Source organism: Roseovarius mucosus (genome assembly GCF_002080415.1).
GTDB classification, from domain to species: Bacteria; Pseudomonadota; Alphaproteobacteria; order Rhodobacterales; family Rhodobacteraceae; genus Roseovarius; species Roseovarius mucosus_A.
Genome location: NZ_CP020474.1, coordinates 447,642 through 474,608, shown reverse-complemented (window position 1 = coordinate 474,608; position 26,967 = coordinate 447,642). Strand labels below are relative to the sequence as shown.

Here is a 26,967-nt window from a genome sequence, read left to right as displayed (position 1 = left end):
GTGCAAATATTCAGGCAAGGGGAAATATTCGCTCCAAATACCTGTTGCCCTTGGTTTCGCCAATTGGGTCGACAATTCTAACCTCAGGATTGCGATTTCTGTTCAAGCCAGTCTGCCAGGATGCGGCGGATCATTTCTTGGCGCGTTGGAATATCGCCTTGGCATCTGCGTTCACTGTCAATTTGTTCAAGCAGATCATTCGATAAACGTAAAGTAACCGCGCTTGTATCGGTTTTTGGCCGCCCGATCTTTTTCATTGCAGAATTCCAGAATCAGTTATTGACTTTAAGAATTAATAATGTCATAAATTATCGAGCGAGGCAAGAGGTGGTGCTCTTATCTCGCTCTAAACACAAAGATCTAATGAGGAGATCATCATGTCTAAAAACATCACTACCACTCGATCCCGCGCGGCGAAAGCAGCAGCAAAACAAGAAGACAATTCGTTCGATCATTTTTGCGAAATGATGGTCCGTGTGCTGCTTGCGCTGGAAGAGGAAGAACTCGCTGCAGATGCAGGTTGGCATATGATTTGCCACCAGCCTTACTGCGCAGAAGTCGACGCAGCTTGGAAGCTGGTCAAAATCCAGGCAGACAAGGTTTCGGAACTAAAGCCTCGTTCTGCAAATGAAAAGCTGCTGCATCGGATGGCCGTGCTTATGTCATGTGCCGTCTCTGCAGACTGCATCAAGGTGCTCGAGGCTGCGCGGTCTCATGCAGTACGGTGCATGCTAAAAGCGGATAAAGACATTTCACCGGAGGTACGTGACCTCGCAGATGAAGCGCGCGACGGCATTGAACAAATGCTCGAGCATACGTCTGCTCGTTCTTGCGACAATAATTCGACGCGTCACTTGCCGCTCGCGGCCTGATTTTCAGCGATTTTCAACAACGTCATTTCTCTGGTCGGCGCGCCCGCGCCGGCTGGTTCAACTCATAACTCAAAAAGGAATAAAGCATGAGTAAACAACTACTTCTGAGTGGATTCGAAACGCTGTGCGCGTCTCAAATCGACAGCACCCACACCAACGATATTCGCGATTTTCCGAACCTGTCGCGGGACACTATGACCCGAAACGCAAAATGGTTTGGCCTTTCTGGCGAATTTTTCGTCGACAGCATTCTCTTGCGTTTCGGTATTTACACATCGCAGTTGCCTGAGGTGCTGCCAGCAGATCGGATCGTCTATCATCCAAGAGCTGATCTGCGGATGCAGATCAAGACCTGCTGCCGCGCGCGTGACGGATATTTTCATTTCAACTTAAGCAGGGGCTATCACCGTTCCCCGACCGGTGTGAAACCCTATGAGACGAATGATTTTGATCTCGTGGCACTGGTCGCATTGTCGGAAAACGCCGTGAAATTCTCCGCGGATCGGCAGGGGTCGCAGAGGATTGCAATCTCCGAAATTGAAACTTTGCGCGCAGACCCGTGCGCTAGTCTCGAGCAGGCGATTGATGACCTAGGCTTTGCCGGGGGGAAAGCCCCCGGTTCCAGCCTTTCGCCGACGTTGGGCGGAGGAGGTTGCCGATGAGCTCACAACCAATCTGCAAGACGGCTAAAGCGAGTAACTTTGCTGCTGCGCTCGCCAGCGCCACAGCCCGCAGTCTCTTCAACTCGACTTGGAACGGGACTATCGAAATCCGCCAGGACTATGACGAGCCAGACGACGCGGATTTTGATGCAGGCGTTTTGATTGATGCGCCATCACCTCCCCGACAGATGTCAGAGGTTGGGCCGCAGCCGCCGATGGCCGAGAGCATGGAGGCCGCCGAAATCGCGGCCTCTATCCGAGATGGCGTCGATCCTTGGGCGCAGTCGTCCCCAGATGAAGGTTCTTCATGGCGCAGAGGTAACCCAACGCCGTCACTCATCGTCTCTGCCTTTGCCATGGCGCAGATCGTTGAAAGCGAGGAACAACTGAAAGCTCTTTTCCGCTCGGGACAGATCACGCATTTTTGCTGTCACTCCCTGGCGTTCCTGCACGTGATGGAACAGATATTACCGAACGTCATCTCATATTGGCGTCGTCTCCTGCCGACTTCCGACACGGCACCGCTCGAGAGTATCGCTTTCGGCGCGGATGCCGGGACAGCGGGTAAATCCGCGCGGCAGAAGCTTAGCCCTTTGGACGCAAAGATCGAACGCAGCTTGTCGCTTGGAGCTTCGGTCTTGCTCGTAACGACGGCAGAAACTCAGCTATCCGCCGAAACGCGCGCACTCGTTACGCGCCGGGTTGGCTGCTGGGGACCAACACAGGATAACGTGATCGAGACCCTGAGGTTGACGCACAGCACAACCGGTCTGCTTGCGGAGAGTGAAATTCGCAACCGATTGACGTCTGAACAGCTACTGAAAAGGGTGACACCGGCGCAGATTGATGCAGCCTTCGCGGCACCAACAAGCTTGAACGTCGCAGATCGGCTCGCTGAAATCGCCCAGAAAATGACGCAAGGGCAGCCAGACCTGACCCTCGATGCGGTGCATGGCTTGGGCGAGGTGCGAACATATCTGAGCCGAATGCTCAACGATCTGAACGCGTGGCGAACAGGGGCACTTGCATGGGCTGAAGTGACGTCAAGCGCCGTACTCTATGGCCCACCGGGGACCGGTAAAACAACGCTCGCGAACGCCTTTGCGGGCTCTGCTGGTATCCCAATTATCTCCACCTCCTACGCGGATTGCCAGAAGCACGGCCACCAAGGCGATATGCTGCGCGCGTTGGACGACGCCTTTGCTACGGCGAAAGAGGCTGCGCCAGCAGTGTTATTCATCGACGAGTTGGACAGCTTCACCCAACGAGACACACCGGATTATAACGGGGGCTATATGCGCGGTGTCGTCAATGGCTTGCTCGAACAGATCAACCGCGCGAAGGATGTTGAGGGGCTGGTTCTGCTTGGGGCAACAAACGAGCTGGAAGCGGTCGATCCTGCCGTGATCCGCAGCGGTCGGTTCGATCTTAAGTTGCATGTGCCGCTCCCTGACAAGAAGGGGCTTGAGGCAATTCTGACGGCAAAACTCGGATCCAAGACTGCCATAAGGCTCGATCTCGCCAATCTTGCCGCCAGACTACTGGGGCAGTCCGGAGCCGTGGCGGAGGCAATCGTTCGTGATGCTTTGGGACGCGCACGGGAAGACCGAACGACCATTCGACAAAACCACCTCGAAAGCGCAGCAGACCAGATTGTGCCCAAATTGGACCAGGAAATTCTGCGTCGGACGGCAATACACGAAGCTGGACATGTGGTCGCCATGACACAGCTCGGATGGCCCTTGCCAAAACGTGTGTGTCTGACCGGCGAGGGGGGAAAAGTTGAGCACGAACCGTTTAACTTCCTGACGCCCTGTAAAGCTCGAGAACGATTGGTCGTCCTCTTGGCGGGAAGGGCGGCAGAAATATGTGTGCTTGGGGCACCGAGCTCGGGCGCTGGTATTGGTGAGAAAAGTGATTTGGCGAAAGCTACTTCTGTCGCAATGTTCATAGAGCGACAATGGGGCTTTGGGGAAACAGGCCTGCTTTGGGACGGAGAAGCTGCAACAAATATCTGGAGCGTACCCGAGTATGTGAGACGGCGTGCAGAACAGCATCTGATGGAAGCTGAACGAAACGCTCTTGCTCTGATGAAAGAGCACAAGGCACAGCTTATCACGTTAGCAAAGCATCTCCTACGCGTCAGGGATATGACCGCGCATGATGTCGAGCTTTTCAACTATTATCATGCTTCGCAAGGCTCTGAACGAATGTCTTTGAGGTGAAAGCACTGCGCATAGGAAAAGAAACATCATGAACTTATTCTGCCCGGCTGAACTGGCCCCTTTTTCGACCGGACACCTGGGCAAAATAAAGCGCGTCAGGCAACGCCCAAAACCTAAACCTCAATTAGCACAGATTTGCCCTGACAGGCCAAAGCATCCGGGCAACCACCAGCTCTGTGATAAGAGCGGTCGCCCGGATGGTGGCGCACGCTTATGCCGCAATCTCGCACGCCCAAAAGTGGCAACATTTTCCGCTGCCTTTGGCCCACTTTTGTTCTGCCGTTGATATGTTGCCACGACATTTATGCCGCAGCTGTCCAAGACATTTAGTCGCAAGGAAGTCACATGAATTCGGTTCGAGGCAACAATCAGAGCGGCAAGGCACCGACGGCACCCCACGCCGGCCTCCCTGACCATTTCCGATCAGCAGACTGCAGCCCTGAGGGGTTTGCTTGCCCGAAAGGGTGCAAAATGCTATTCTCAGTCATTATTATCTGCGCCTTTCTTCAATGATATCAGTTTCTGCCGGGATGAATTTCTCTCGGCTCTGAGACAAAAGGATCGTTTTCATGGGCTTGGAACTTGACGCCTATAAGGCGCGTACGGATCAGACAATCCTAAGATTACAAGCGCTTCAGGATGTGACGTTCCGCATTGGCACGCTGATATCCGCAGCCCAGTTCGGCGTCACGAAATACAAGACTGCGGACAAGACAGCAGAGAATATCGACGATTCCCTTTTCACGGTGAACAATCTTTTGACCGTCGCCGGGTTCGTTTCTCCGCTCAAAACGCCGGTGACGGCCCTCAAGACAGTGCTGAATCGCATCGAACCGGTCGTTGACAGGATCGACGACAAATTCGATCAAATCAGCGGCAAGGATAATACGGCCACCCCAGAGACCGAAGCGGATGGCCAGTTTGTCGAGACCATCGAGACCGGGCTGACAGGTGCTGCGGTCACGTTCAGCATCGTGGCAGATTTACTGACCCTGCGCGTGCGGCAACTTGAAATCGCCTCTGCCGCGACGGGAAACTTTTCAGACGCGCTTGACGCGGCCACCCGCGGCTCCGAAGGCTGGAGCGGTAATTTTACGGCATTGAACGCGGCAGTCGAAGCACAAATGGCCGCGCGGAACGACCTGATCCAAGGTGTCCAGACCCTCTACACCAACGTCAAGGCCGAGGTGGACGCGTTTCTTGCTGTCTTGGTGGACATTGATTTTGAAAGCATTCTTGGCGAGCTTGTCGATCTTGAAGAAATCGGAAAGGTGTTTGATTTCCTCAAGGCCCCTCTCAGCGCCGCCGAAACCCTTCTCGCCCCCATTCAACCGCTGTTGAACGCGGTCGATTTTCTGGTTGGGCTGATCGTCAATCCGATCATTGATTTCGTCATCGATACCCTGAACCTCGACAGCATCCTCGAGGCCACCGAAGCGGCGATTGATGCGCTTATTCCCTCGATCAACCTGTTGGATGCCTTCGAACAACTGATCCAGCCCCTTCAGGATTTCCTGTTGGAATACATCGTTGACGGGCTGGGCACGATCCCCTTGTTGGACACGGTGGAGGATGCCTTTTTTGGTGGCGTCGTGGGGAATGCCGATCAGGGGCCAACCGGTTGGGGTAATGATGTTGCGAACCTGCTCGCCGGAGACAGCGGCGATGACATCCTTGATGGCCTCGACGGAAGCGATACGATCTTGGGCGGCGGCGGCAATGACGTGCTTATCGCCGGGGCTGGCTCTGACCTGCTTGAGGGGGGCGCGGGCAACGATCTGTTCTATTTCGGGGCAAGTTTCACCGAGTATGAATTGGCCCGTGATCCCGATACCGGCGATATCATCGTAAGCCATCTTGCGCCGCAAACTGCGGTCAACACCGGCATCGACGTTCTTGTCGCCCTTCAGGATGGCGACCACGTGGTGTTTACGGATATCTCCTTTAGCGGGGCCGACCTTAATAATGCGCTCATCGGCGGTTCGGTCCTGAATGGTGACCGAAATGGGTTTGCCGAGGATGATCTTCTGTTTCTCAATTCAACGGGAACTCCGGTAAACGGATTTCATGTGGCGAATGGCCTTGGTGGCAATGATCGGATCTTTGGCTCGACCCTCAACGATCAGCTCAACGGCGGTTCGGGCGACGATGTGCTGGTGCCGGGGCGTGGCGATGACCAAGCCAATGGCGGCACTGGCACGGATACGTTTCAGGTGCTCAGAGGGGCCAATTCCAGACTGACAGTCGATCTTATTGCGGGGACTTCGTTTGGGCAGGGGCAGGACACGCTGAGTTCGGTGGAAAATGTCATTGCCTCTCCGGATCAGGATCACAAGATCCGCGGGACCGATGGGGCTAACGTGATCTACACAGGCGATGGGATCGACGTGATCACGGGTCTGGACGGCAATGACACGATCGACGCTGGCGGCGAGGATGATTACATCATCGGTGGGCGCGGTGCGGATGTGATCAATGCTGGCGCAGGCAATACCGATGTGATGATTTCGGGCAGCGCGGCACAGGCTGGGATCAGCGATCACTATATAGGCGGCGACGGCTTTGACGTGGTGTCCTACACCAGCTCGTCGAATACGATCCGTTTCGATATCAATGATCAGACTGATGATCCGTCGATCCTTCAACAACTTCTTAGCTACATGGATGGGATCGAGGCCAGCGGCCCGGTGCGGATTGATGCGGGCACCGGTCGCATCAGCCGGTTTGATCTGGCGGGAAATCTCGTCACCACGGATACGACTGACGGTGTCGAAGGGTTCATGGGGTCGGATCTTGCGGATACGCTCTTTGGTGCGCCGACCGCCCGTCTGCTGCATGGTGCGGGCGGCGATGACGTGATCCACACAGGGGGCACGGAAAACATCGACGGCGGAGAAGGCGATGACCTCATCCTGATCGAAGAGGTTGAGGGCGGATCGACGGCACTTCAGGTCAAGGGGGGCAGTGGCTTTGACCGCTTGCAACTTGATGGTGTTGGTGATGCGCGTTGGTTTTACCGCGTGGAAAGCGCGATTTCCCTTACCCTACGGGCCCATAAAACCACCGTTCAAGGCGAAGACCTGCGCAATGCAGGGGATGTTTTCTTTTCCCTGCGCCCCAGAGAGGTTGAGGAAATCTCGCTCGGTAATTTCGACGACCACGCCATTTATGCCCCGGGGGGCAGTGCGACGGCGTTCTTTTTCTTGCAAGACGGGAACGATCGGTTCGACGGGCAAAATGGCTTTGCCGATGTGCATGCCGGGCTTGGCAATGACATTGGCAATTTCAACACTGGTGGTGGCGGTATTTTCCGGGGTGGCGCGGGGGATGACTTTGCCGTGTTTGACGACGCAGGCAGGGACAATGCGGCGATCATGGGCGCGGATAACGATGTGGTCCGGATCGAGCGGTTTCGCGGCACTGCTGACGGTGGCACGGGCTATGACACGATTGCCTTCGATGTGAATTTCAACTCGCGGATCGTTGCCAATCTCGCGGCGGGTACGGTTGTTTCGTTCAATGGTCTGCCTGTCAACAACTCGGAACAGGTCGATATGACCTTGGAAAACTTCGAGGTGGTCATCGCGACAGAGTTCAACGACCTGATAGACGGCAGCAGCCGATCCGAGCAGATCCTCGGGCGTGGCGGCAATGACACGTTGCGCGGCGCAGAGGGCCGGGACAAGCTTTATGGCGGTGCGGGCAATGACACGCTCGAAGGTGGCGCTGACGAGGATTTGCTGCATGGCGGTCCCGGGAATGACCGTCTCGACGGGGGCGCAGGCAATGACACCGCGTCTTACACATGGGCCCGTCCCGGCGGTCTGGACGGCGCGATTATTGCGGATAGTTTCGGGGCTGTGACGGTCAATCTGGAAACCGGCAGCGCAACAGGTGCCTTTGGCACTGATGTTTTGATTTCCATAGAGAATGTGATCGGCACCGGCGCGGATGACCGTCTGATCGGCAACGCGCTGAACAACATGCTGTCGGGCGGTGCGGGCCATGACAGCCTTGAGGGCGGAGGTGGTGACGATATTCTCATCACGGGTGCAGGGGATGATACCGTCGATGCAGGGGCAGGGGATGATACGGTCGTCGTCGGACTTGGCACCAAGACCCTTGATGGGGGTTCTGGCTTTGACACGCTGGACTTTGGCACATCATCCGGCGCGATCAACCTGAACCTCGCCACCGGTATCTATAGCGGCACGCTGATTGACCGCGCCCCACGTTGGGCAGAGCTAGACCCGAATGGCGATGGCATCGCCGAGAGCGATGGCACCGAGGCCCGTATCTTTGGTGGTGTCGCCCTGACGCCTTTGGACGTGTTCGAGGCCAACCCGAGCCAAGCCAATAGCGCCGATGACCTGAGCAGGGTCTTGCCCACGCTGCAAGACAGCAGCTTTGCGGCGTTTCAGATCGCCTTGGTGGACGTTGCGGTTGCCACATCGGGCAGTTTTGCGGGGTTTGAACGCGTGATCGGCGGGGATGGGAACGACACCGTTTCGGGCACATCCGAAGGCGATCAAATCTTGGGTGGGGCCGGGCGTGACAGCCTTTCAGGTTTAGCCGGGAACGACGTGCTGAGCGGTGGAGAGGGCGATGATACGCTGAGCGCGGGGGAGGGCAATGATACGTTGGAGGGCGGCCTTGGCAATGACCGCCTTATTGGGGGCGCAGGCTTTGATGTGGCGGTGTTCACAATCGCCTCAACCGAGGTCAGGATAGCTCAAGAGGGCACCTCTTTGTCGCTTGTGTCTTCCGAAGGCCGGGACACGGTCGATGGCATCGAGCAGTTCCGCTTTTCGGATGGCACGCTCACCCTTGCGCAAGTGTTAACCTTACCGCCCGCCGGACGGCTAGAGACGGGAACAGTGGGTGACGATACGATCATCGGCAGCTCTGGTGACGATACGTTGAGCGCACAGGGCGGCAACGACTCGATCAATGGACTTGGCGGAAATGACGGCGTCTTTGGCGAAGATGGAAACGACACTCTGTCGGGGGGTGAGGGCAATGACACGCTCGCCGGTGCGGATGGTGACGACGACGTAAGCGGCGGCCCCGGTGATGACAGTATGGGCGGTGGGCTGGGCAATGATACGCTTCGCGGCGGTGAAGGCGATGACATCATCGGGGCCGGGTTCGGAGACGACTCCGTGTCCGGTGGCACTGGCAATGACGTGGTGGCTGGTGGCGCAGGAAATGACACCCTGTCCGGCGGCGATGGCAATGACAGCATGTCGGGCAGCTTTGGCAACGACCTGATTGACGCAGGCAACGGCGCGGATGACATCGGCGGCGGCACCGGGCGCGACACGATTGATGCCGGTGCGGGGGATGACCGCGTCGGCGGCGGTGAAGGTGATGACAGTATCCTTGGCGGCGAGGGCAATGATTTCCTTGCTGGTGGCGGCCGTAACGACACCATCAACGGCGGCGCGGGCAATGACACGATCAACGCAGGTGCAGGAAATGACGTGATCACCGGCGGAACCGGCGCAGATCAGTTCGTCTTTTCGTCCTTTTTCGACGGCGAGGCGGATGTCATCACAGATTTCGAAAATGGGATCGACAGCTTCCTGATCCGCCGCTTTGATCCTGATACTGGCGTCGAGAATATCAACAACGGTGGCAATGGGCTTGCCGGGTTCGTGGTGGCGATGAATATCGTCAATTCAGCCGCGGGCGCGCAGATGACGGTAAATGGCAATACCATTCTCGTCGAGGGGATCACCGCCGCGCAGCTTACCGTGGATGATTTCACCTTTATCTGAGCGCTGAAAAGCGGCTTGGCCCAGACATTCACAAGCAAGTTCTTTGCGCTTAATGCGAGGCCCGACCTCGCGCGTGGCGTGCCGTATTGGATATGGGCAGAGCACGCGACGCTACGCGCCTCCGAGGGCATCCGATTGTTTCGCCGGGCTAATCCCGGTTAAACCACCGGCCAAGGCATAAGATGGTCGCGATGGATTTGCATATGCGTCTTGATGAACTCCATCACTGCACGCTCGCGCAGCATGGCGCGCACATCCCGGTGACAGGTCAGCCAATAGCTGCGCAGGATGGTGATCTCTGACGGCAGGACCGGCACCAGATCGTCATAATGCCGCGCGATATAGCAGGGCAGCACGCAGAGGCAGAGACCCGCCCGCACGGCCGCCAGTTGATTGAATATCGAAGAGCTTTTGAACACTGGCCTGATCTTGGGGTGGACATCCCCCAGATAATCGAGACCGCGGGCAAAGATCATATCCTCGATATATCCGGCAAAGGGATGGTCGAGCAGATGATCGGGCGTGGTGATCGGGATGTGGTCGCCCAAATACTGGCGGGTGCCATAGACCCTGAGCGCGTAGTCCACGATCTTTTCGGAATGGTAGGGCGACGCCTTTGTCGGATCCAGTGTGACCGACAGATCAGCCTCGCGGCGCGACAGGGACATGACCTGCGGAAGTGTGATCAACTCTAGCGCGATGTTGGGAAATTTGTCCATGAACCCCGGCAGCAGGCTTTCGCTGAAGAAGCTGGCGAAGCCCTCGGGCATGGCCACACGCAGCAGGCCCCTCTGCGCGCTGATGTCTCCGGTAAGATCCAGCAAAAGACGCTCCGCTTCTTCCTCCATGCGCTCTGCGGTTTCAACCAGCCGCCGCCCATTGCTGGTCAGTTCATAACCGCGTGGATTTCGTTCAAAGAGGCGCAGGTCAAGACCCGCCTCTAGCCGGTCTATCCGGCGGGAAACGGTCACATGGCTGGTTTGCAATTGCCGCGCTGCGCGCGAGAGCTGACCTTCGCGCGCAACTGCCAAAAAGAATTGCAGATCATCCCATGTCAGATGCGCCATATCGCCAGCCTGTTCATTTTCGTACAGATAGTGTATGAAATTAGATAAAAGTGAACTGTTGTGTCAAACTTTAAAACCTGTATCACTAGGGCACCGATGCGTCTGGGGAGGCGGTCGGGGACTAGAATTGAAATGATGATACAACCTTTGGGCGCCCGCTGAGCGGGAGTTGCAGCCGAAGGTTGGTTTGGGAGGATACTCATGCGTAAACTGCTTACATCCGTGGCGGCCATTGGCCTATTGGCCGCGCCTGCGCTGGCACAGGTCAGCGACGACAAGGTCAAGATCGGCATCCTGAACGATCAGTCCGGCGTCTATGCGAACTTTGGCGGCCGCTATTCCTATGAAGCCGCCCTGATGGCGGTTGAAGATTTTGGTGGCACCGTTTTGGGCGCGCCGGTCGAAGTGACCACCGCCGACCACCAGAACAAGGCCGATATCGCCTCGAACATCGCGCGTCAGTGGTATGACACTGAGCAGGTCGACAGCATAATGGAGCTGACCACATCTTCGGTCGCTCTTGCTGTTCAGGCGCTCTCGAAAGAGGCCAACAAGATCACCATCACAACTGGCGCTGCCACCACCGAACTGACCGGCGCTCAGTGTTCGCCTTACGGCTTTCATTGGGCTTATGACACCCACGCTCTGGCTGTGGGGACCGGCGGCGCACTGGTCGAGCAGGGCGGCGATACCTGGTATTTCCTGACTGCTGACTATGCCTTTGGCTATTCGCTGGAAGAGAACACCGGCAATTTCGTGAAGGCGAACGGCGGTGAAGTTGTCGGCGCAGTCCGCCACCCGCTGGCGTCTACAGATTTCTCGTCCTTCCTGCTTCAGGCGCAGGCCTCTGGTGCCAAGGTGATCGGTCTGGCGAATGCCGGGGCCGATACGCAGAACGCCATCAAGCAAGCTGCTGAATTCGGGATCGTGCAAGGGGGTCAGCGTCTCGCGGCGCTGTTGTTCACGCTGTCCGAGGTGAATGGTCTGGGTGCAGAGGCTGCACAGGGCCTGACCCTGACCGAGAGCTTCTACTGGAACCGCACCGACGCCTCGCGCGAATTCGGCAAGCGTTTCCTTGAGCGCACGCAGGCGATGCCCAACATGATCCATGCCGCGACCTATTCGGCCGTGACATCGTATCTCAAGGCGATTGAAGCTGCCGGTACGGATGAGACCGAAGCGGTCGCCGCCAAGCTGAAAGAACTGCCCGTGCAGGACCTTTTTGCTGAGAACGGTGTTGTCGCTGCGAACGGTCGCATGATCAAGGACGTCTACCTGATGGAAGTCAAAGCGCCCGATCAGATCACCGAGCCGTGGGATTACTATAACGTCCTCTCCACGATCCCCGGCGATGTGGCCTATATCAAACCTGCCGAGAGCGGTTGCCCGCTCGTGACGCAGTAAGGCATCTCAGGCTGATGACCGCACATCCTGTGAGCAAGCAGGACCAACCGCGGGTGGTACTTTCCGCCCGCGGTCTTGGTAAGGACTTCTCGGGTTTCACCGCTGTGAACAACGTCGATCTTGACGTGCAGCACGCGCGCATCCACGCGCTGATCGGCCCGAATGGCGCGGGCAAGACGACGGTGTTCAACCTGCTGACCAAGTTCCTGCAACCCACCCGGGGCAAGATCACCTTGCTTGGGGCGGATATAACGAAAATGAAGCCTGACCGTGTCGCCCGGATGGGCCTTGTCCGGTCTTTTCAGATTTCCGCCGTGTTCCCGCATCTGACGGTGCTGGAAAACGTGCGCGTTGCGCTGCAACGGCCCAACAATCTGGCAACCCAATTCTGGCTGCCGATGTCGGCACTGGACCGTCTGAATGCGCGGGCGGATGTTTTGATTGATGATCTGGGGCTACGCGAATACCGCGATACGCGCGCGTCTGATCTGTCTTATGGCCGCAAACGTGTGCTGGAAATCGCAACCACGCTGGCCCTTGACCCCGAAGTCCTGTTGCTGGACGAGCCGATGGCGGGGATGGGGCGCGAGGATGTGAAGCTTGTGGCGAATATCATACGCGATGTCGCGCAGCACCGTGCCGTGCTGATGGTTGAGCATAACCTGTCCGTCGTGGCCGACATTTGCCACCATGTCACCGTGCTGCAACGGGGCGAAATCATCGCTGAGGGCGATTACGATAGCGTCTCGAAAGACCCGGTCGTGCGCAGTGCGTATATGGGGAGCGAGGCATGAGCGAACCGCTTTTGAAGGTCACGGACCTGCATGCGTGGTATGGCGAAAGCCATATTCTGCATGGCGTCAACCTGCATGTGAACGAAGGCGAGACCATCTGTATTCTCGGCCGCAATGGCATGGGCAAGACCACGACGCTGCGCACCATCATGGGTATCCTGCGCAAGCGCACGGGCCAGATGCGGTTTGCCGGACAGGATCTGATGACCATGCCCCTGCATCGCACAGCGCATACCGGATTGGGATTTGTCCCCGAAGAACGCGGGATATTTGCGACGCTCAACGTCGAGGAAAACCTTATGCTACCGCCAAAGGTGGCCGAAGGTGGCATGTCGGTCGAGGAGATCTTTCGCCTCTTCCCCAATCTCAAAGAGCGGCGCAACAGCCCCGGCACCAAACTCTCGGGTGGCGAACAGCAGATGTTGGCGATGGCCCGGATCCTGCGCACCGGCGCGCGCTGTCTGCTTTTGGACGAGCCGACAGAGGGCCTTGCCCCGGTCATCATCGACGCCATTGGCGAGGTGCTGACCGAACTCAAGAGCCGGGGTATGACGGTTGTACTGGTCGAGCAGAATTTTCGCTTTGCCAGCCGGGTAGCGGACCGTTTTTACCTGATGGATCACGGACAGATGGCGATGGAATTCCCGGTGGGCGACCTTGAGGCGCGCCGTGAAGACCTGAACCAAGCTCTGGGAGTGTGAGATGATAACGATATTCGGAGTGCCCACAGCCGCCCTCTTTGGGCAGCTTCTGGTTGGGCTCATCAATGGCTCGTTCTACGCGCTGCTCAGCCTGGGCCTTGCGGTGATCTTTGGTCTCTTGCGGGTGATCAACTTTGCCCATGGGGCGCAATATATGCTGGGTGCCTTTGCGGCCTATCTGCTGTCGCTCTGGCTTGGTCTGGGTTATTGGTCGGCGCTGATCCTTGCCCCCGTGATCGTGGGCCTGTTGGGGGCTCTGGTCGAGCGTACGATGCTGTCGCGCCTTTACAAGCTGGATCACCTTTATGGCCTGCTCTTTACGTTTGGCCTTGCCCTGACGATCGAAGGCACGTTCCGCTATTTCTATGGGGCTGCGGGCCAGCCCTATGCCACCCCGGCGGCCCTTTCGGGCGGCGTGAACCTCGGGTTCATGTTCCTGCCGATCTATCGCGGCTGGGTCGTTGTCGCCTCGCTGATCGTCTGTATCGCTGTCTGGCTCTTGATCGAAAAGACGAAACTCGGCTCTTACCTGAGGGCGGCGACAGAGAATCCGACGCTTGTTCAGAGCTTTGGGGTCAATGTGCCGCTGTTGCTGACATTCACCTATGGTCTGGGCGCGAGCCTTGCAGCTTTTGCCGGGGTTCTGGCGGCGCCCATCTATCAGGTCAGCCCGCTGATGGGGTCCAACATCATCATCATCGTCTTTGCGGTCGTGGTTGTGGGCGGTATGGGGTCCATCCTCGGCGCTATTGTGACGGGCTATATGCTGGGCATCGCTGAGGGCTTGACCAAGGTCTTTTACCCCGAGGCTTCAAACATCGTGGTTTTCGTCATCATGGCGATTGTCCTCATCCTGCGGCCCGCAGGTCTGTTCGGAAAGGATGCGTGACATGGCAGGCAAATCTGAACCCGTTGCAAGCGAAACCATTGCCACCTTGCCCAATGCAGGGACGGTGCGGATCGTGCTGCTTTTGATTGCCTTGGCCTTTCTGCTGGTGGCTCCGTTTTATCTCTACCCGATCTTCGTGATGAAACTCCTGTGTTTCGCTCTCTTCGCAGCTGCCTTCAACCTGCTCTTGGGCTACACCGGGCTGCTCAGCTTTGGGCATTCCGCGTTTTTCGGCGGGGCTGCGTATTTCACCGCCCATGCGGTCAAGGAATGGGGCTGGTCGCCGGAGTTTGGCATCCTTCTGGGCGTTGTGGGGGCTGCGGTTCTTGGGCTGATTATGGGTGCCATCGCCATTCGTCGTCAGGGTATCTATTTCGCGATGATCACGCTTGCCCTCAGTCAAATGTTCTTTTTCTTCTGCTTGCAGGCGGGCTTTACCAAGGGTGAGGACGGTATCCAATCCGTACCACGCGGAGTGCTGTTTGGCTTCATCGACCTCTCAGAGGCCACCAACATGTATTACTTTGTGTTGGGTGTGTTCCTCTTGGGCATGTTGATCATCTGGCGGATCGTCAATTCACCGTTTGGCATGATCCTCAAGTCGATCCGCGAGAACGAGAGCCGCGCAACCTCGCTTGGCTATTCGGTGGCGCGTTACAAACTGGCGGCCTTTGTGATGTCAGCGGCATTGACCGGCCTTGCCGGTGGGATCAAGGCGCTGGTGTTTCAATTCGCCACGCTGACCGATGTCACATGGCAAATGTCGGGCGAAGTCATCCTGATGACCTTGCTGGGCGGCATCGGCACGCTGATCGGGCCGATCTTTGGCGCGGGCATTGTCGTCACCTTGCAGAACTATCTCGCCACCTCTGACTTCCCGGTGACGATTATCACGGGCGTCGTGTTCATGGTCTGCGTGCTGCTGTTCCGCCGGGGTCTTGTGGGTGAATTCTACGCCTCGCGTCTGGGGCGGCGTTTGGGATTCAATCCTGAAAACTGACCCATTGGCCGGGCTGCGTTGAACAGCCCGGCCCATTTCTGATCTAAGAACGACCGGTCATGTCCGGTTCGGTGACTCGTGTCGTCATGCGGCAGGGAATGGAGTAGGCGTATGGATCAATATGATTACATCGTGATTGGGGCGGGCAGTGCGGGCTGCGTGCTTGCCAACCGGCTATCGGCAGACCCGGCAACCCGTGTGCTCTTGCTCGAGGCAGGAGGGAGCGACAATTACCACTGGATTCATATCCCGGTCGGATACCTCTATTGTATCGACAATCCCCGCACCGACTGGCGGTTTCGCACTCAGCCAGAGCCGGGTTTGAATGGCCGCTCGCTTCTCTATCCGCGCGGCAAAGTGTTGGGGGGCTGCTCGTCGATCAACGGCATGATCTACATGCGCGGTCAGGCGCGCGACTATGACCAATGGGCGCAGATGGGCTGCACCGGCTGGGGATGGGACGATGTGCTGCCGCTTTTTCGCTGCGCCGAGGATCATCACGCAGGTGACAGCGATTTGCACGGGGCAGGGGGCGAATGGCGGGTGGAAAAGACCCGCGTGCGTTGGCAGGTGCTGGATAGTTTCCTTGAGGCGGCCGAACAGGCGGGCATCCCGCGTACCGACGATTTCAATTCCGGCGATAATGAGGGCGGCGGCTATTTCGAGGTCAATCAACGGGCTGGCATTCGCTGGAACACGTCCAAGGCTTTTCTTCGCCCGGCCAAGGCGCGCAAGAACCTGCATATTTTAACCGGCGCACAGGCAGAACGGCTGATCATTGCAGAGGGCGAGGTCAAGGGCGTGGTCTATCACCACGAGGGCCGCAGCATCACCGCCCACGCCGCCCGCGAAACCGTGCTATGCGCGGGCGCTATCGGCTCTCCGGCCTTGTTGGAGCTGTCGGGCATCGGTGATGGCGCGGTGCTGCAGAACGCAGGTATCGCGCCCGTGGTCGAGGTGCCGCAGGTGGGGGGCAATCTGCAGGACCATCTGCAATTGCGTCTTGTCTACAAGGTTCACGGAGTGCCGACATTGAACGAAAAGGCCAGCAGCCTGCGCGGCAAGCTGGGGATCGGGTTGCAGTATCTTCTGTCCCGCTCGGGGCCAATGTCGATGGCTCCCAGCCAATTGGGTATCTTTACCCGATCGGGTCCGGAAAAAGAAACGCCAGACCTGCAATACCATGTGCAACCCGTCAGCCTTGATAAGTTCGGCGATCCGGTACACCCCTTTCCCGCGATGACGGCCAGCGTCTGCAACCTGCGCCCCGAGAGCCGAGGCAGTGTGCATGTGACCGGCCCTGATTTCCGTGCGGCCCCCTCTATTCGCCCAAATTACCTGTCTGCAGAGGCAGACCGCGATGTCGCGGCCCGCGCCATCCAATTGACGCGCAGGATTGTCGCGCAACCCGCCTTCGCGCAGTATCACCCCGAGGAATATCGGCCCGGCCCCACGTATCAGAGCCGCGATGACCTAATCCGCGCCGCAGGTGAGATCGGCACCACGATCTTTCACCCGGTCGGCACCTGCCGGATGGGGGCGGATGAGGCGGCGGTGGTCGATCCACGCCTGCGGCTGAAACAGCTCAGGCGCCTGCGCATCGCCGACGCGTCGATCATGCCCACCATCACCTCTGGCAATACAAATTCGCCGACCGTGATGATCGCCGAAAAGGCAGCACAGATGATTCTCGAGGATGCCCGCGCCTGACATCACAAAGGGTGGGACGCCAGCCGCGCCACGCTCAAGGCAGCTTTGGCGCGCTAAGGCCTTGTGACCAGAAGGGCATTGACCGCCCTATGATGCGGGCCGCATAAGCAATCTGTGCTCCCTAACCTGTGACACGGCGGGGCACAGTCTGCGACTGCCATAGTATCTGGACCCAAGCATGATCTTGCCCCAACTTGCGATTGGAATGTTGGCGATTTCGGTCACTGTCGCCATTCATGCAGGGTTTATGGTGGTGGCGGCGCGGTTCGGGCGCAGGGCGTCGGGTATGCCAAAGAGAGCCGTGACCAAGGCCTTGGCCGTGATCTCTGTTGTGATGTGGTTCTTTCTGTCCATCTGCGCGCAGTGCTGGTTCTGGGCCATGTTGCTGATCGGATTGGGCGCTCTTGGCGGTGTCGAAGAGGCGCTTTATTTCACAACCGTCACATTCACCACGCTTGGCTATGGCGATATGGTTCTGGGACCGGATTGGCGATTGCTTGGTGCCTTTGCGGCGACCAATGGCACGATTATCGTTGGTTGGACGACGGCAATGATCTTTGTTGCGGTCCAGCGGGTCTATGGCACCGCAGGCCGGTGACGACTGCGTCGCTGGTCGGCAAAGATCGTTGCATAGAGGCAAGGCACGACGAAAAGGGTCAAGAGCGTGCCCACGCCCAGACCGAACATCATCACGATGGTCATGCCGCGCCATAGTTCCCCACCAAAGAGATGCAGCGGCAGCAGTCCGAGGATGGTGGTGAGCGTTGTCATCACGATAGGGCGCAGGCGCGCCGCACAGGCCGTGACCAATGCTTGCCCAAGGTCATCATTGTGGGCCCGCTCGGCATCTATGCGCTCGATCAGGACAATGCCGTTATTGATGATGATCCCCGCAAGTGACAGCACACCAAGAAGCGCATTGAAATCCAAGGTGCCCTTCATCAGCAACATGCCGGGGGCCACCCCCACCAGCACCAGCGGAATCGTGGCAAAGATGATCGCCGGGCGGCGGAAGCTGTCGAACTGCCAGATCAACAACAAAACGATGCCCAGCAGGCACTGTGGCAGTGTCGCAAAAAGCGCGGCATTGGCGTCCGCCTTGGCGACGACTTCGCCATCGGGCTCCCAGCGGATGCCCTGTGGCAGGTCCAGCGCCTCAAGCCTTGGCGCGACCTCGGCGAGCAACTCTGCGGCGGATAGGCCGGGGCGGAGGGCCGAGATGGTCAGGGCGCGCTCTTGTTGCACACGTCGGATCACCCAAGGCTGCAACTCTCCGCCGTAGTCGGCGATCTGCAATAGGGGCACCGCCACGCCATCCCCTGACAACACCGTCACATCCGCGAGCGCATCCAGACTGTTGCGCGCCTCTTGTTCAGCGCGGATCACCACTGGAATTACACGGTCGCCTTCGCGGTAATCCGTTACATGCGCCCCGTCAAAACGCGCCGCGAGGGTGCGGGCAACGGCCGACGGTGCGACGCCCGCGCGCCGGGCACGCGCCTCGTCGATCAGGACCGTCAGTTGCAGAACGGGATTGGCCCAGTCACCACGGATCTGCCGCGTGCCGTCTATGTCGCGAAAGACCCCCTCGACCACCCGACCCGTCGAGAACAAGGCGTCGGCATCGCCGCCGATAAGGCGTATTTCGACCGTTCCGGGCGGTGTTTTTCCAAGGAATAGCAACTCTGTCCAGCCACGCGCTTCGGGTAGATTGGCGGCCATCCAGTTCTCGACACGTTCACGCACGACAGGCACGGATGTGGCATCAGCAAGATTCACAACGGCAAAGGCAATATGTGGCGCAGGGTCAAGGGGGGAGAGCGCGAGAAAGAAGCGCGGTCCACCAGCCCCCACATAGACCACATTGCCAACGATTTCGGGGTTGGCGGTGGTGTCGCCAAGAAAGCCTGCGAGGCGGCGCGCGACACGCGCGGTTTCGTCTTCGGAGATGCCAGCGGGCAATTCAAGGCTCAGCACGAATTGTGCCCGTTCCGAGGGGGGCAAAAGGCCGGTGGGCACACGACCTAGCGCCGCAAGCGCCACGGCAAAGGCGAAAATCGTGGCAAGAAGCACAAGTGCCCGCGCCCCCAAGGCCCGGCGCAGCGCCGCCTGATAAAGCCGCGCACCGCGACCCGGCGCCGTTTCTGTTGGGCCCTGCGTGGATCGCAAAAAGCGCACGCATAAAAGGGGCGTGACCGTCACCGACAAAAGCCAGCTTGCCATCAATGTCAGTGCCAGCACTTGTGCCAAGGCGCGCAGGAATTCGCCCGTCGCGTCGCTGGCCAGCATCAAGGGAAGAAAGGCAAGGATCGTGGTCAATGACGAGGTCAAAAGCGGAATCGCAAGCGTGCGGCTGGCCTCGAGCGCGGCGTCGCGCGGTGTGGTGCCGCCGTCGATGCGCCGCTTTATATCCTCGGCCATGACCACGCCGTTATCCACCAAAAGGCCAAGCGCGATGATCACCGCCGCAATCGAAATGCGGTGCAGCGGAATACCCCAGAGCGCCATGCCCACCAGCGCCAGCACGATACTGAGCGGCACGATTGCCCCGACGATCAGCCCGGCGCGCATCCCCAGAAAGAGGATCACCACCGCCATCACAGTGGCGATGGTTTGCAACAGGTTCTCGGTGGCATCGGCAACAGAGGCGGCCACAATGGGCGGCTGATGGGTCATAAGATCAAGGGAAAGGCCAAGGGGCAGGGCGCTGCGCAGGTCTGTGAGCGCGGCATCAAGGCCCGCACCGAAGGTTTGGATTGCGCCACCTTCCACCATCGACACCCCAAGCGTCACCGCTGGATTGCCGTTGAAGAACACCGGATTGCGCGCCGGCTCGATATAGCCGCGCGAAATCTGCGCAAGGTCGCGCAAGACTGTGGTGCCGCCTGAAGGCAGAGGCACTGGCACGTCACCAATGGCACGCCAATCCTCAAAGGCCCCATCGGTGCTCAGCGCATAGCGAAACCCTGCCTCGGTCTGAAGCGCGCCCGCCGAGAGGATGAGGTTCTGATCTGCTACAGCATCGAGCATACGCTCAACCGTTAGTCCGGCCTGATCGAGACGGGCGCGGTCGAACTCGATCCAGATCCGCTCGTCCTGCACGCCGTAAAGGTCAATGCGCCCAATCAGGGGCACTGTCGCCAGACGATCACGCAGCCAGCGGGCCGTTGCGCGTAATTCAGCTGCAGAGAAATCCGCACCATGCAGCGCGAGCGTGGTCACGGCCACGCGCCCATAGTCATCATTGACCTGCGGGCCCACCGTCCCCTCGGGCAAAGAGGGGGCGAGATCGTCCATCCGGTTGCGCAGCGTGGTCCAGACCGGCTTGACCAGCGTCACCTCAGATCGCAGCTCGACCTTGACGGTCGCAAAGCCGGTCTGTGCGGCACTCTCGATGGTGTCGACCTCGGCAATCTGGCGCGCGGCCTCTTCGATCGGTTTGACCAAAAGCTGTTCGACGCGCTCTGCTGACATACCGGGAAAGCGGGCCGTCACCACCGCGGTGCGAATGGTGATTTCTGGGTCTTCTTGGCTGGGATGGGTGAAATAGGTCATCACCCCGGTCACAACCAGCACCAGCGTCACCGCCAGCACCAGCCGCCAGCGATCCAGCGCGGCGCGGGTCAAGCCTGTCATTCCGGCAGACTCCAGAGGCGCACGGGTTCACCATCGCTCAAAAGAGCAACTCCGGCGGTCACGACGTGTTCGCCGGGCGATAGCCCCTCTGTCACCAGCAGGTCAGTGCCGACCACCCCGTCGATGCGCACTTGGCGCGCGCGCACGGTGCCGGTGGCCTCGTCAAAGACGTAGACGGTTGCGCTGTCGCCCGCTGTCGGTTCGGATCGCGTGTCTGCAAAGATCAGTGCGGACAAGGGTATGTCGATGGCACCGGCCGCGCGCGGCAGCGTGAATGAGACGGCCGCCGAAAACCCGGTCTTTGCGCCTTCGGGCGGATCAGCCAGTCGCGCCTTGACGCGGTAAGCGACACCCGCCTCTGCGTCAGCGGCGATTTCTGTCACTTCGGCGGCAAAGCTTTGGTCGGGGAAAGCGGGCAGCCGCACCGCGACCGGCGTTCCCGGCGCGATCAGGGCCAAGAGCGCCTCGGGGGCGAGCACCTCGGCCTGAAGCGCCGCCGTCACGGCAACCTCATAGACAGGCTGGCCCGCTGCAAGCTCCTCGAACCGATTGGCCAGCAGGGCCGTCACCACGCCCTCGCGTGGGGCGCGCAGCGTGATGCGGTCCAGCCGGTCGCGCGCGGCGGCAAGGTCTGTCTCTGCCACACGGCGGTCGGCCAAGGCGGCGGAAAGATCCGCTGAGATGCGTTCAAACCCGGCGCGTGCGACAAGGCCGCGCTCAAAGAGCGTGCGCTGGCGCTGAAATTCGGCGTCCGTGGCATCAAGGCGCGCAAGCGCTGCCGCAAGTTTTGCCTCAGCAGCCGTGATTTCCCGCTCGATGTCGGCGGGATCAAGGCGGGCGACCGCCTCTCCTTGGGTCATCCGATCGCCTGCGCGCAGCGGCACGTCGATCAACCTACCCGCCACGGGAAACGCAAGGCGCATCGTCTCGGCTGCGGTCAGCACGCCGGGTAGGGTTCGATACGCGTCCTCGCCCCCTTGGGCGACGATCATGGTGCGGACAGCGCGTGGCGGCGTGGGGTCTCCTGGGCCTTCGTCGTCGTCGCAGGTCGTCAACGAGAAAGCGGCCAGGAAAACCATCAGGCGGAGGCTCATTGCCGGGTCTCCGTCACGGGGCCAAAGTGGAAAGGGCGCAAGCCTTGCACCGGCAAGGCCCATCGCGGAATGCGCGCGTGGCGGAATAAGAGGCTCTGGGTGGCATTGCAGGCGCTCGCGTTTGGTACCGTGCCAGAAATGCTATGTGCCCTTTGAATTTAGAGCAAGCGATGAGGCGCTCGAAATGGCCAGTCACCCCGGGCGCATCGCGGCTCTATTCCCTCAACATCTGGTCATCAGGAATGTGCCCGTCAGCGGCACGTATTCACCAGCGCCTCAAGGTCGGTGAAGAGGCGCGCGACCCGGTCAATCGCGCGCTGATCCACCTCATTCAGATCTACCCTTGCCCCGGATATCCCGTCCCGGTGGCACATTGTCCAACTGTTGTTTGGCAACTGCGTGATCCATCCCTTTTGCCGCAGAAGTTCAAGTTTGCGGCGCACGGTCTGGCGGGGAATGGCGGTCACATCGGCGATACGGGACGCGCTGATGCCCGGCCGCTCGAGGTTTGACAGGCGCGGGTCTTGGTCGCGAATACCCGCATCGCGGACCGCCCTGAGCGTGACCTGACCGATGATGGCCAGAATAAGCATCTGCTGTAGGTCCCCACGAAAGGCGCGGCTAACGTCTTCTAGATGTTCGACGAAAAACTCGACAAAGCGATACTGGTAGTCGAGGTAATTCTCGGCGAAAACATCACGTATCTCGGTTGCGCGTCTGGATTTTGCCGTGGCCGCCCCGATTGTGCCTTTGGGTTCGGGCGATGTGCCCATGGTGAACGCTTTTCCTGACATCGGCTTTGTCGGCTCCCACGCTGCAAAGGTCTAAAAAATCGCTTCGGTTCTGTCATCGCCCCTAAGGACATGCTCGTTTTGAGCAGGACGCCGCTATCGGTGGCTCCGGTCCTGCTATAACCCTTCTGGCTGAAGCTTGCGAAGTCAATCCTCAACCAAGGGTGTGTTCCGTCAGGGCCTTTGGGTGTCGTCGGAAGAAGAGTGCCCTTATGCCCACACGCACAGCCATTACCATCTTTCAGGCCCATAGGATGGACCGCTGGCTTTGCTTCGGGGTGGTCTTGATCTGGCTTGCCGGATGCGCGCCGCGTGCGGATATGGTTCCCGATACCGCCGCTCTGACGGGAGAGACCATCGTTCCGGTCTATGTCGGCACCACCCGCGCGCAAGAGGCGGCAGGGGTGTGGTCGTCCAAGTTTGCGGGGCCTCTGACCTATGCAAGGGTGGACGTCAGCGTTCCAAAAACGCGCAGGCCCGGGATTGTGATGCTACCGGGTATGCACCCGGACCCTGACAGGCATTTTTTGACGCGCGAGGTGGCCTCTTTCTCTGGTCGGGCTGCATTCCGCGAGGAGGTCGCGCGCACCTTGGCCTCGGACCGGATCACCGACAAGGAAGTGGTGGTCACAATTCATGGGTTCAACAATACCTTGGGGGACGGGGTATTTCGAACTGCGCAGATGATCCGCGACTTTGATATCGACGCGTTGACCGTTCACTATGCTTGGCCGTCGCGGGGGGCGCCTCTGGGCTATGCCGCAGATCGGGATGCAGTTCTCATTGCGCGGGACGGGCTTGAACAGATGCTCGAGGATCTTGGGCGTGCGGGCGCGCGCGACATTGTCCTTGTCGCGCATTCGATGGGGGCCCAGTTGACGATGGAGGTGCTGCGCCAAATGGCGATCCGCAAAGACCAGACAATGCTGTCGCGGATATCTGCGGTGGTCCTGCTCTCGCCAGACATTGCCCCGTCGGTGTTTCGCGCTCAGGCAAAGGCCATCGGTGACCTGCCTGATCCGTTTGTCATTTTCACCTCGCAAAACGATCCCGCCTTGCGACTGTCTGCACGGTTGACGGGCGTTCCCAGACGTCTTGGAAATATAACGGGCGTTGAGGAGGTGGCCGGGTTGAATGTGACAGTCATCAACCTGTCGTCCGCCCAAGACGCGGCTTCGAACCATCTTGCTGCGCTGACATCGCCCTCAGTTATCAGCTTTCTCAAGCAAACCGAAGCCGTGCGACGTAACCTTGAGACAGATCCCTCTGGGCGGGCGGGGCTTCTTCCGGGGACAATGCTGCTGGCCCAAGAGGCCACAGCGATCATGCTTGCGCCTGTCGCATTGGCGGAACGCGCAGGCAACTGACAGCGATGGGTTGTTCAATTTGCGTGGTCGCGGAAGTCTTGAACCATCTGCCACTTGTTTGCCGCGCGGCTGTCAGATTGATCAAAAACTGCAAGCCGCCCCTTGATACGTGCAACAGCAATTCTTTGCGTCAAGTGATGGGTGTGAGGGCCGGGGATGGGCCCCTGTTTGCAGCGGTGTTGACAAAGAGGCGGCACTCGTAAGGTCAGGGACGATAGTCGTCTCTATACTTGTTGTGGTCGGCTTCTTTTCCAAACGCGGGCGCGATCCGGTTTCGCCAAGGTAGCCTGATCCATCTTTGAAAGCACGCGACCTTAAGTTTTTTCTGCCGTGTCTGAAACTTTGGGCGGCGGTGCCCCGTGACTGCTCTGTGATGCATGCAAACGGGAGGTCAAACCATGGCACATCTAGCGACGAACTATTCCTCTTTTGAAACCTTTCTGCGGGGCGCTGAGTCTACCTATACGGTAGATTTCATTGCTCTCAACGGCTCGGGTGTCAGTGGAACAGCGATCCTTGCGATTGGCGCGCCTGAAGCCACCGGCGAACAATATCTGAACGTCTCCATCACCGTAGAGGGCATGGAGCCTAACCAACCTGTCCCCCAGCATATTCACGGTCTTTTTGATCTGGAGGGAAATCCTGCAAACTCACAAACCCCGGATATCAACAGTGATACTGACCGGGATGGATTGGTGGAAGTGCTGGAAGGGGTAAGCCAATATGGCGACGTGCTCTTGACTCTGACCGAAGACGGCGCTGCTCCCATGACCAATGCGGATGGTTCTTTCACATATATTCGGGCCTTTGACCTGAACGATGCGGCAAATTTCTTTAGCCCTGTCACAATGAATGATTACGTGGGCGCGGATATTCTTCCACTCACCTTGCGGGAAATCGTCCTGCATGGGGTGTCGGTGCCGAATGGCATAGGGGCAGGGACACCGGGCGAGGTAAATGGCCTTCAGGATGGTTTTGTTCCTATTCTGCCTGCGGCGGCGGGTGAGATCGAGGAGATCACGCTAGAACAAGCGTTGTCGCTTCTTGACGATCAGCGGGCCATGGGCGGTGTCACCCTCGCCTTGGGCGATGCTGGCGAGACCGTGACAGGCACGGAAGGCGACGATGTCATCAACGGCGGGGCAGGCGATGACGTGCTCATCGGACTTGGCGGCAAGGACACCCTGACAGGCAACGGCGGCAGTGACGACATTAACGGCGGCCAAGGGGATGACGTGATCATGGCGGGCAGCGATGCCAATATCCCGAATGGCGCTGATGCCGGGGCCTCGGGTGCATTGCCGCGCACGGAATACGACAACGGCTATGCCGGAGGTGACGGAGACGACCTGATTATCGGTGGCGCGGGGGATGACATCATCACCGGCGATGACGATAGCCGCGTTTCGACCGCCACAGGGGGCGTGTTTGATGCGGGTGCTGACGGATCGGATACGATCTTTGGCGGCGCGGGCAATGACGAGATTCACACAGGCAGTTGGTCGGATGGCGATGAGGGTCTGAGCAATGTCTCGACCGGCGTCATGGGAGATGTGGCCCACGGCGGGGACGGCGATGACATCCTGCGCGGTGCGGGTGGCGACGATATCCTCAACGGCGATGCTGGCAATGACGATGTCGGTGGCGGCGGCGGTGCAGATAGCATCACAGGCGGCGCGGGCGATGATGTGCTGTTCGGCAATGCAGGTGCAGATGTGCTTGATGGCGGCGCGGGCAATGACACGCTGAGGGCTGGGCCGGGCGACGATGACGACCCGTTCAATGCCGCCAGCTTTGGGGCTTCGGGGGCGCTTCCCCTGTCGGAATACGACAATGGCTATGCTGGCGGTGCGGGTGATGACCTGATCGAAGGTGGCGCGGGGGATGACATCATCACCGGCGATGATGATAGCCGCGTTTCGACCGCCACAGGGGGCGTGTTTGATGCAGGTGCCGACGGATCGGATACGATCTTTGGCGGCGCGGGCAATGACGAGATTCACACTGGAAGCTGGTCGGATGGCGATGAGGGTCTGAGCAATATCTCGACCGGCGTCATGGGGGATATGGCCTTTGGCGGTGAAGGTGACGATATTCTGCGTGGTGCGGGTGGCAATGATTTCCTAGCTGGTGAGGCAGGGAACGATGACATTGGCGGCGGCGGCGGCGCGGACAGCATCGTTGGAGGTGACGGCAATGATGTGCTCTCTGGCAATGGCGGCGATGACATCATTTCCTCAGGGAATGGTGATGACGTGGCCATGGGCGGCGACGGGGATGATCGGATCGGTGGGGGGCTTGGAAATGACCAGCTGTCCGGCGATGCGGGCGACGATGTCATTGGCGCAGGCCTTGGTGACGACACCGCAGATGGCGGCGACGGGAATGATCTCGTCAATGGTGGCGGCGGTGACGATGTTCTGACGGGCGGGGCCGGGAACGACAGTATGGGCGGCAGCCAAGGAGCGGATACGCTGAGCGGCGGCGATGGCGACGACCTGATGGGGGGCGGCACCGGAATGGACGTCATGAGCGGCGGCGCTGGTAACGATCAAATGGGTGGCGGGTTCGGCAACGACATGGTGGATGGCGGTGTCGGTGATGACTTTGTTGCTGGCGGCAATGGCCGCGACACGCTTCTCGGGGGTGAGGGTAACGATACCATCAACGGCGGCAACGGCGACGATCAGATGCAAGGCGGGGACGGGGCGGATGTCTTTGTCTTCAACAGCTTCAATGCCGGAGAGGTTGATGTGATCTCGGATTTCGACACTGCGGGTGATCTGCTGGATCTGCGTGGAGTGATCGGCGGCTTTGAGGGTCTGAGCATTGCTGCGACAACCTTTGACGGTTCTGGTGCGACACAGGTCAGCTATCTGGACCACACGATCATACTGGTCGATGTAGAGGCGACAACGCTGGATGGTGGTGACTTCATCTTCGGCTGAGCCGGACATGGGGCAGGGCCCCTCGCC

18 protein-coding genes are annotated in these 26,967 nt (G+C 59.1%); 13 read left to right on the top strand and 5 right to left on the bottom strand.

Translation table 11 applies throughout. The features are described 5' to 3' along the window. Positions 1–83 precede the first annotated feature (83 nt). Complete coding sequence (locus ROSMUCSMR3_RS02275) at positions 84–257, bottom strand: ribbon-helix-helix protein, CopG family (protein WP_081506316.1); 174 nt, start codon at positions 255–257, stop codon at positions 84–86. Positions 258–377: 120 nt separating this feature from the next. Here ROSMUCSMR3_RS02275 and ROSMUCSMR3_RS02270 point away from each other — a divergent pair, with 120 nt between their 5' ends. The 4 genes from ROSMUCSMR3_RS02270 (at position 378) to ROSMUCSMR3_RS02255 (ending at position 9,539) form a co-directional block, all read left to right on the top strand. Continuing rightward, a complete protein-coding gene (locus ROSMUCSMR3_RS02270; RefSeq protein WP_157667260.1) occupies positions 378–872 on the top strand; it encodes a hypothetical protein in 495 nt (164 codons plus the stop codon). A gap of 86 nt (positions 873–958) precedes the next feature. Continuing rightward, entirely contained in the window at positions 959–1,534 is a 576-nt protein-coding gene (locus tag ROSMUCSMR3_RS02265) for a hypothetical protein (RefSeq protein WP_037298820.1), read from the top strand. Beyond that, positions 1,531–3,759, top strand: a complete 2,229-nt coding sequence (locus tag ROSMUCSMR3_RS02260) for an AAA family ATPase (protein ID WP_081506314.1) — start codon at positions 1,531–1,533, stop codon at positions 3,757–3,759. Before ROSMUCSMR3_RS02265 ends, ROSMUCSMR3_RS02260 begins: the two co-directional genes overlap by 4 nt. Before the next feature lie 569 nt (positions 3,760–4,328). Further along, positions 4,329–9,539: a calcium-binding protein gene (locus ROSMUCSMR3_RS02255; protein WP_081506313.1), complete on the top strand. Its 5,211-nt coding sequence runs from the start codon at positions 4,329–4,331 to the stop codon at positions 9,537–9,539. A gap of 158 nt (positions 9,540–9,697) precedes the next feature. Here ROSMUCSMR3_RS02255 and ROSMUCSMR3_RS02250 read toward each other — a convergent pair whose 3' ends face one another. Next, positions 9,698–10,606: a LysR family transcriptional regulator gene (locus ROSMUCSMR3_RS02250; protein WP_081506312.1), complete on the bottom strand. Its 909-nt coding sequence runs from the start codon at positions 10,604–10,606 to the stop codon at positions 9,698–9,700. Positions 10,607–10,807: 201 nt separating this feature from the next. Here ROSMUCSMR3_RS02250 and ROSMUCSMR3_RS02245 point away from each other — a divergent pair, with 201 nt between their 5' ends. From ROSMUCSMR3_RS02245 to ROSMUCSMR3_RS02215, 7 genes are all read left to right on the top strand, one after another. Beyond that, positions 10,808–12,010, top strand: coding sequence for an ABC transporter substrate-binding protein (locus tag ROSMUCSMR3_RS02245; protein ID WP_008283024.1), 1,203 nt, complete (start codon positions 10,808–10,810; stop codon positions 12,008–12,010). A gap of 14 nt (positions 12,011–12,024) precedes the next feature. Then, positions 12,025–12,804, top strand: coding sequence for an ABC transporter ATP-binding protein (locus ROSMUCSMR3_RS02240; RefSeq protein ID WP_008283023.1), 780 nt, complete (start codon positions 12,025–12,027; stop codon positions 12,802–12,804). Continuing rightward, the gene (locus ROSMUCSMR3_RS02235) at positions 12,801–13,505 is read left to right on the top strand and encodes an ABC transporter ATP-binding protein (RefSeq protein WP_008283022.1); all 705 of its coding nucleotides are present in this window, start codon (positions 12,801–12,803) and stop codon (positions 13,503–13,505) included. The genes ROSMUCSMR3_RS02240 and ROSMUCSMR3_RS02235 overlap by 4 nt, the downstream gene beginning before the upstream one ends. A gap of 1 nt (position 13,506) precedes the next feature. Then, positions 13,507–14,394 (top strand): branched-chain amino acid ABC transporter permease, encoded by an 888-nt coding sequence (locus ROSMUCSMR3_RS02230; protein WP_008283020.1) that lies wholly within the window; start codon positions 13,507–13,509, stop codon positions 14,392–14,394. Position 14,395: 1 nt separating this feature from the next. Then, positions 14,396–15,394, top strand: coding sequence for a branched-chain amino acid ABC transporter permease (locus ROSMUCSMR3_RS02225; RefSeq protein ID WP_037298817.1), 999 nt, complete (start codon positions 14,396–14,398; stop codon positions 15,392–15,394). Between the two features lie 111 nt (positions 15,395–15,505). Next, a complete protein-coding gene (locus ROSMUCSMR3_RS02220; RefSeq protein ID WP_081506311.1) occupies positions 15,506–17,104 on the top strand; it encodes a GMC family oxidoreductase in 1,599 nt (532 codons plus the stop codon). A 178-nt stretch (positions 17,105–17,282) separates the two neighbouring features. Next, positions 17,283–17,702, top strand: a complete 420-nt coding sequence (locus ROSMUCSMR3_RS02215) for an ion channel (protein ID WP_081506310.1) — start codon at positions 17,283–17,285, stop codon at positions 17,700–17,702. Here ROSMUCSMR3_RS02215 and ROSMUCSMR3_RS02210 read toward each other — a convergent pair. The 3 genes from ROSMUCSMR3_RS02210 to ROSMUCSMR3_RS02200 form a co-directional block, all read right to left on the bottom strand. Next, the gene (locus tag ROSMUCSMR3_RS02210; protein ID WP_081506309.1) at positions 17,681–20,740 is read right to left on the bottom strand and encodes an efflux RND transporter permease subunit; all 3,060 of its coding nucleotides are present in this window, start codon (positions 20,738–20,740) and stop codon (positions 17,681–17,683) included. The two genes, ROSMUCSMR3_RS02215 and ROSMUCSMR3_RS02210, sit on opposite strands and share 22 nt — an antisense overlap. Beyond that, positions 20,737–21,834 carry an efflux RND transporter periplasmic adaptor subunit gene (locus ROSMUCSMR3_RS02205; protein WP_157667259.1) on the bottom strand — a complete coding sequence of 366 codons (1,098 nt, stop codon included), beginning with the start codon at positions 21,832–21,834 and terminating at the stop codon, positions 20,737–20,739. The genes ROSMUCSMR3_RS02210 and ROSMUCSMR3_RS02205 overlap by 4 nt, the downstream gene beginning before the upstream one ends. Positions 21,835–22,085: 251 nt before the next feature. Further along, positions 22,086–22,628 (bottom strand): hypothetical protein, encoded by a 543-nt coding sequence (locus ROSMUCSMR3_RS02200; protein WP_237183523.1) that lies wholly within the window; start codon positions 22,626–22,628, stop codon positions 22,086–22,088. A 209-nt stretch (positions 22,629–22,837) separates the two neighbouring features. On the opposite strand from ROSMUCSMR3_RS02200, the gene ROSMUCSMR3_RS02195 reads away from it, so the two are divergent. Continuing rightward, complete coding sequence (locus tag ROSMUCSMR3_RS02195) at positions 22,838–23,992, top strand: alpha/beta hydrolase (RefSeq protein WP_081506306.1); 1,155 nt, start codon at positions 22,838–22,840, stop codon at positions 23,990–23,992. Between the two features lie 398 nt (positions 23,993–24,390). Continuing rightward, positions 24,391–26,940 carry a calcium-binding protein gene (locus ROSMUCSMR3_RS02190; RefSeq protein ID WP_237183522.1) on the top strand — a complete coding sequence of 850 codons (2,550 nt, stop codon included), beginning with the start codon at positions 24,391–24,393 and terminating at the stop codon, positions 26,938–26,940. The last annotated feature ends 27 nt before the right edge of the window (positions 26,941–26,967 follow it).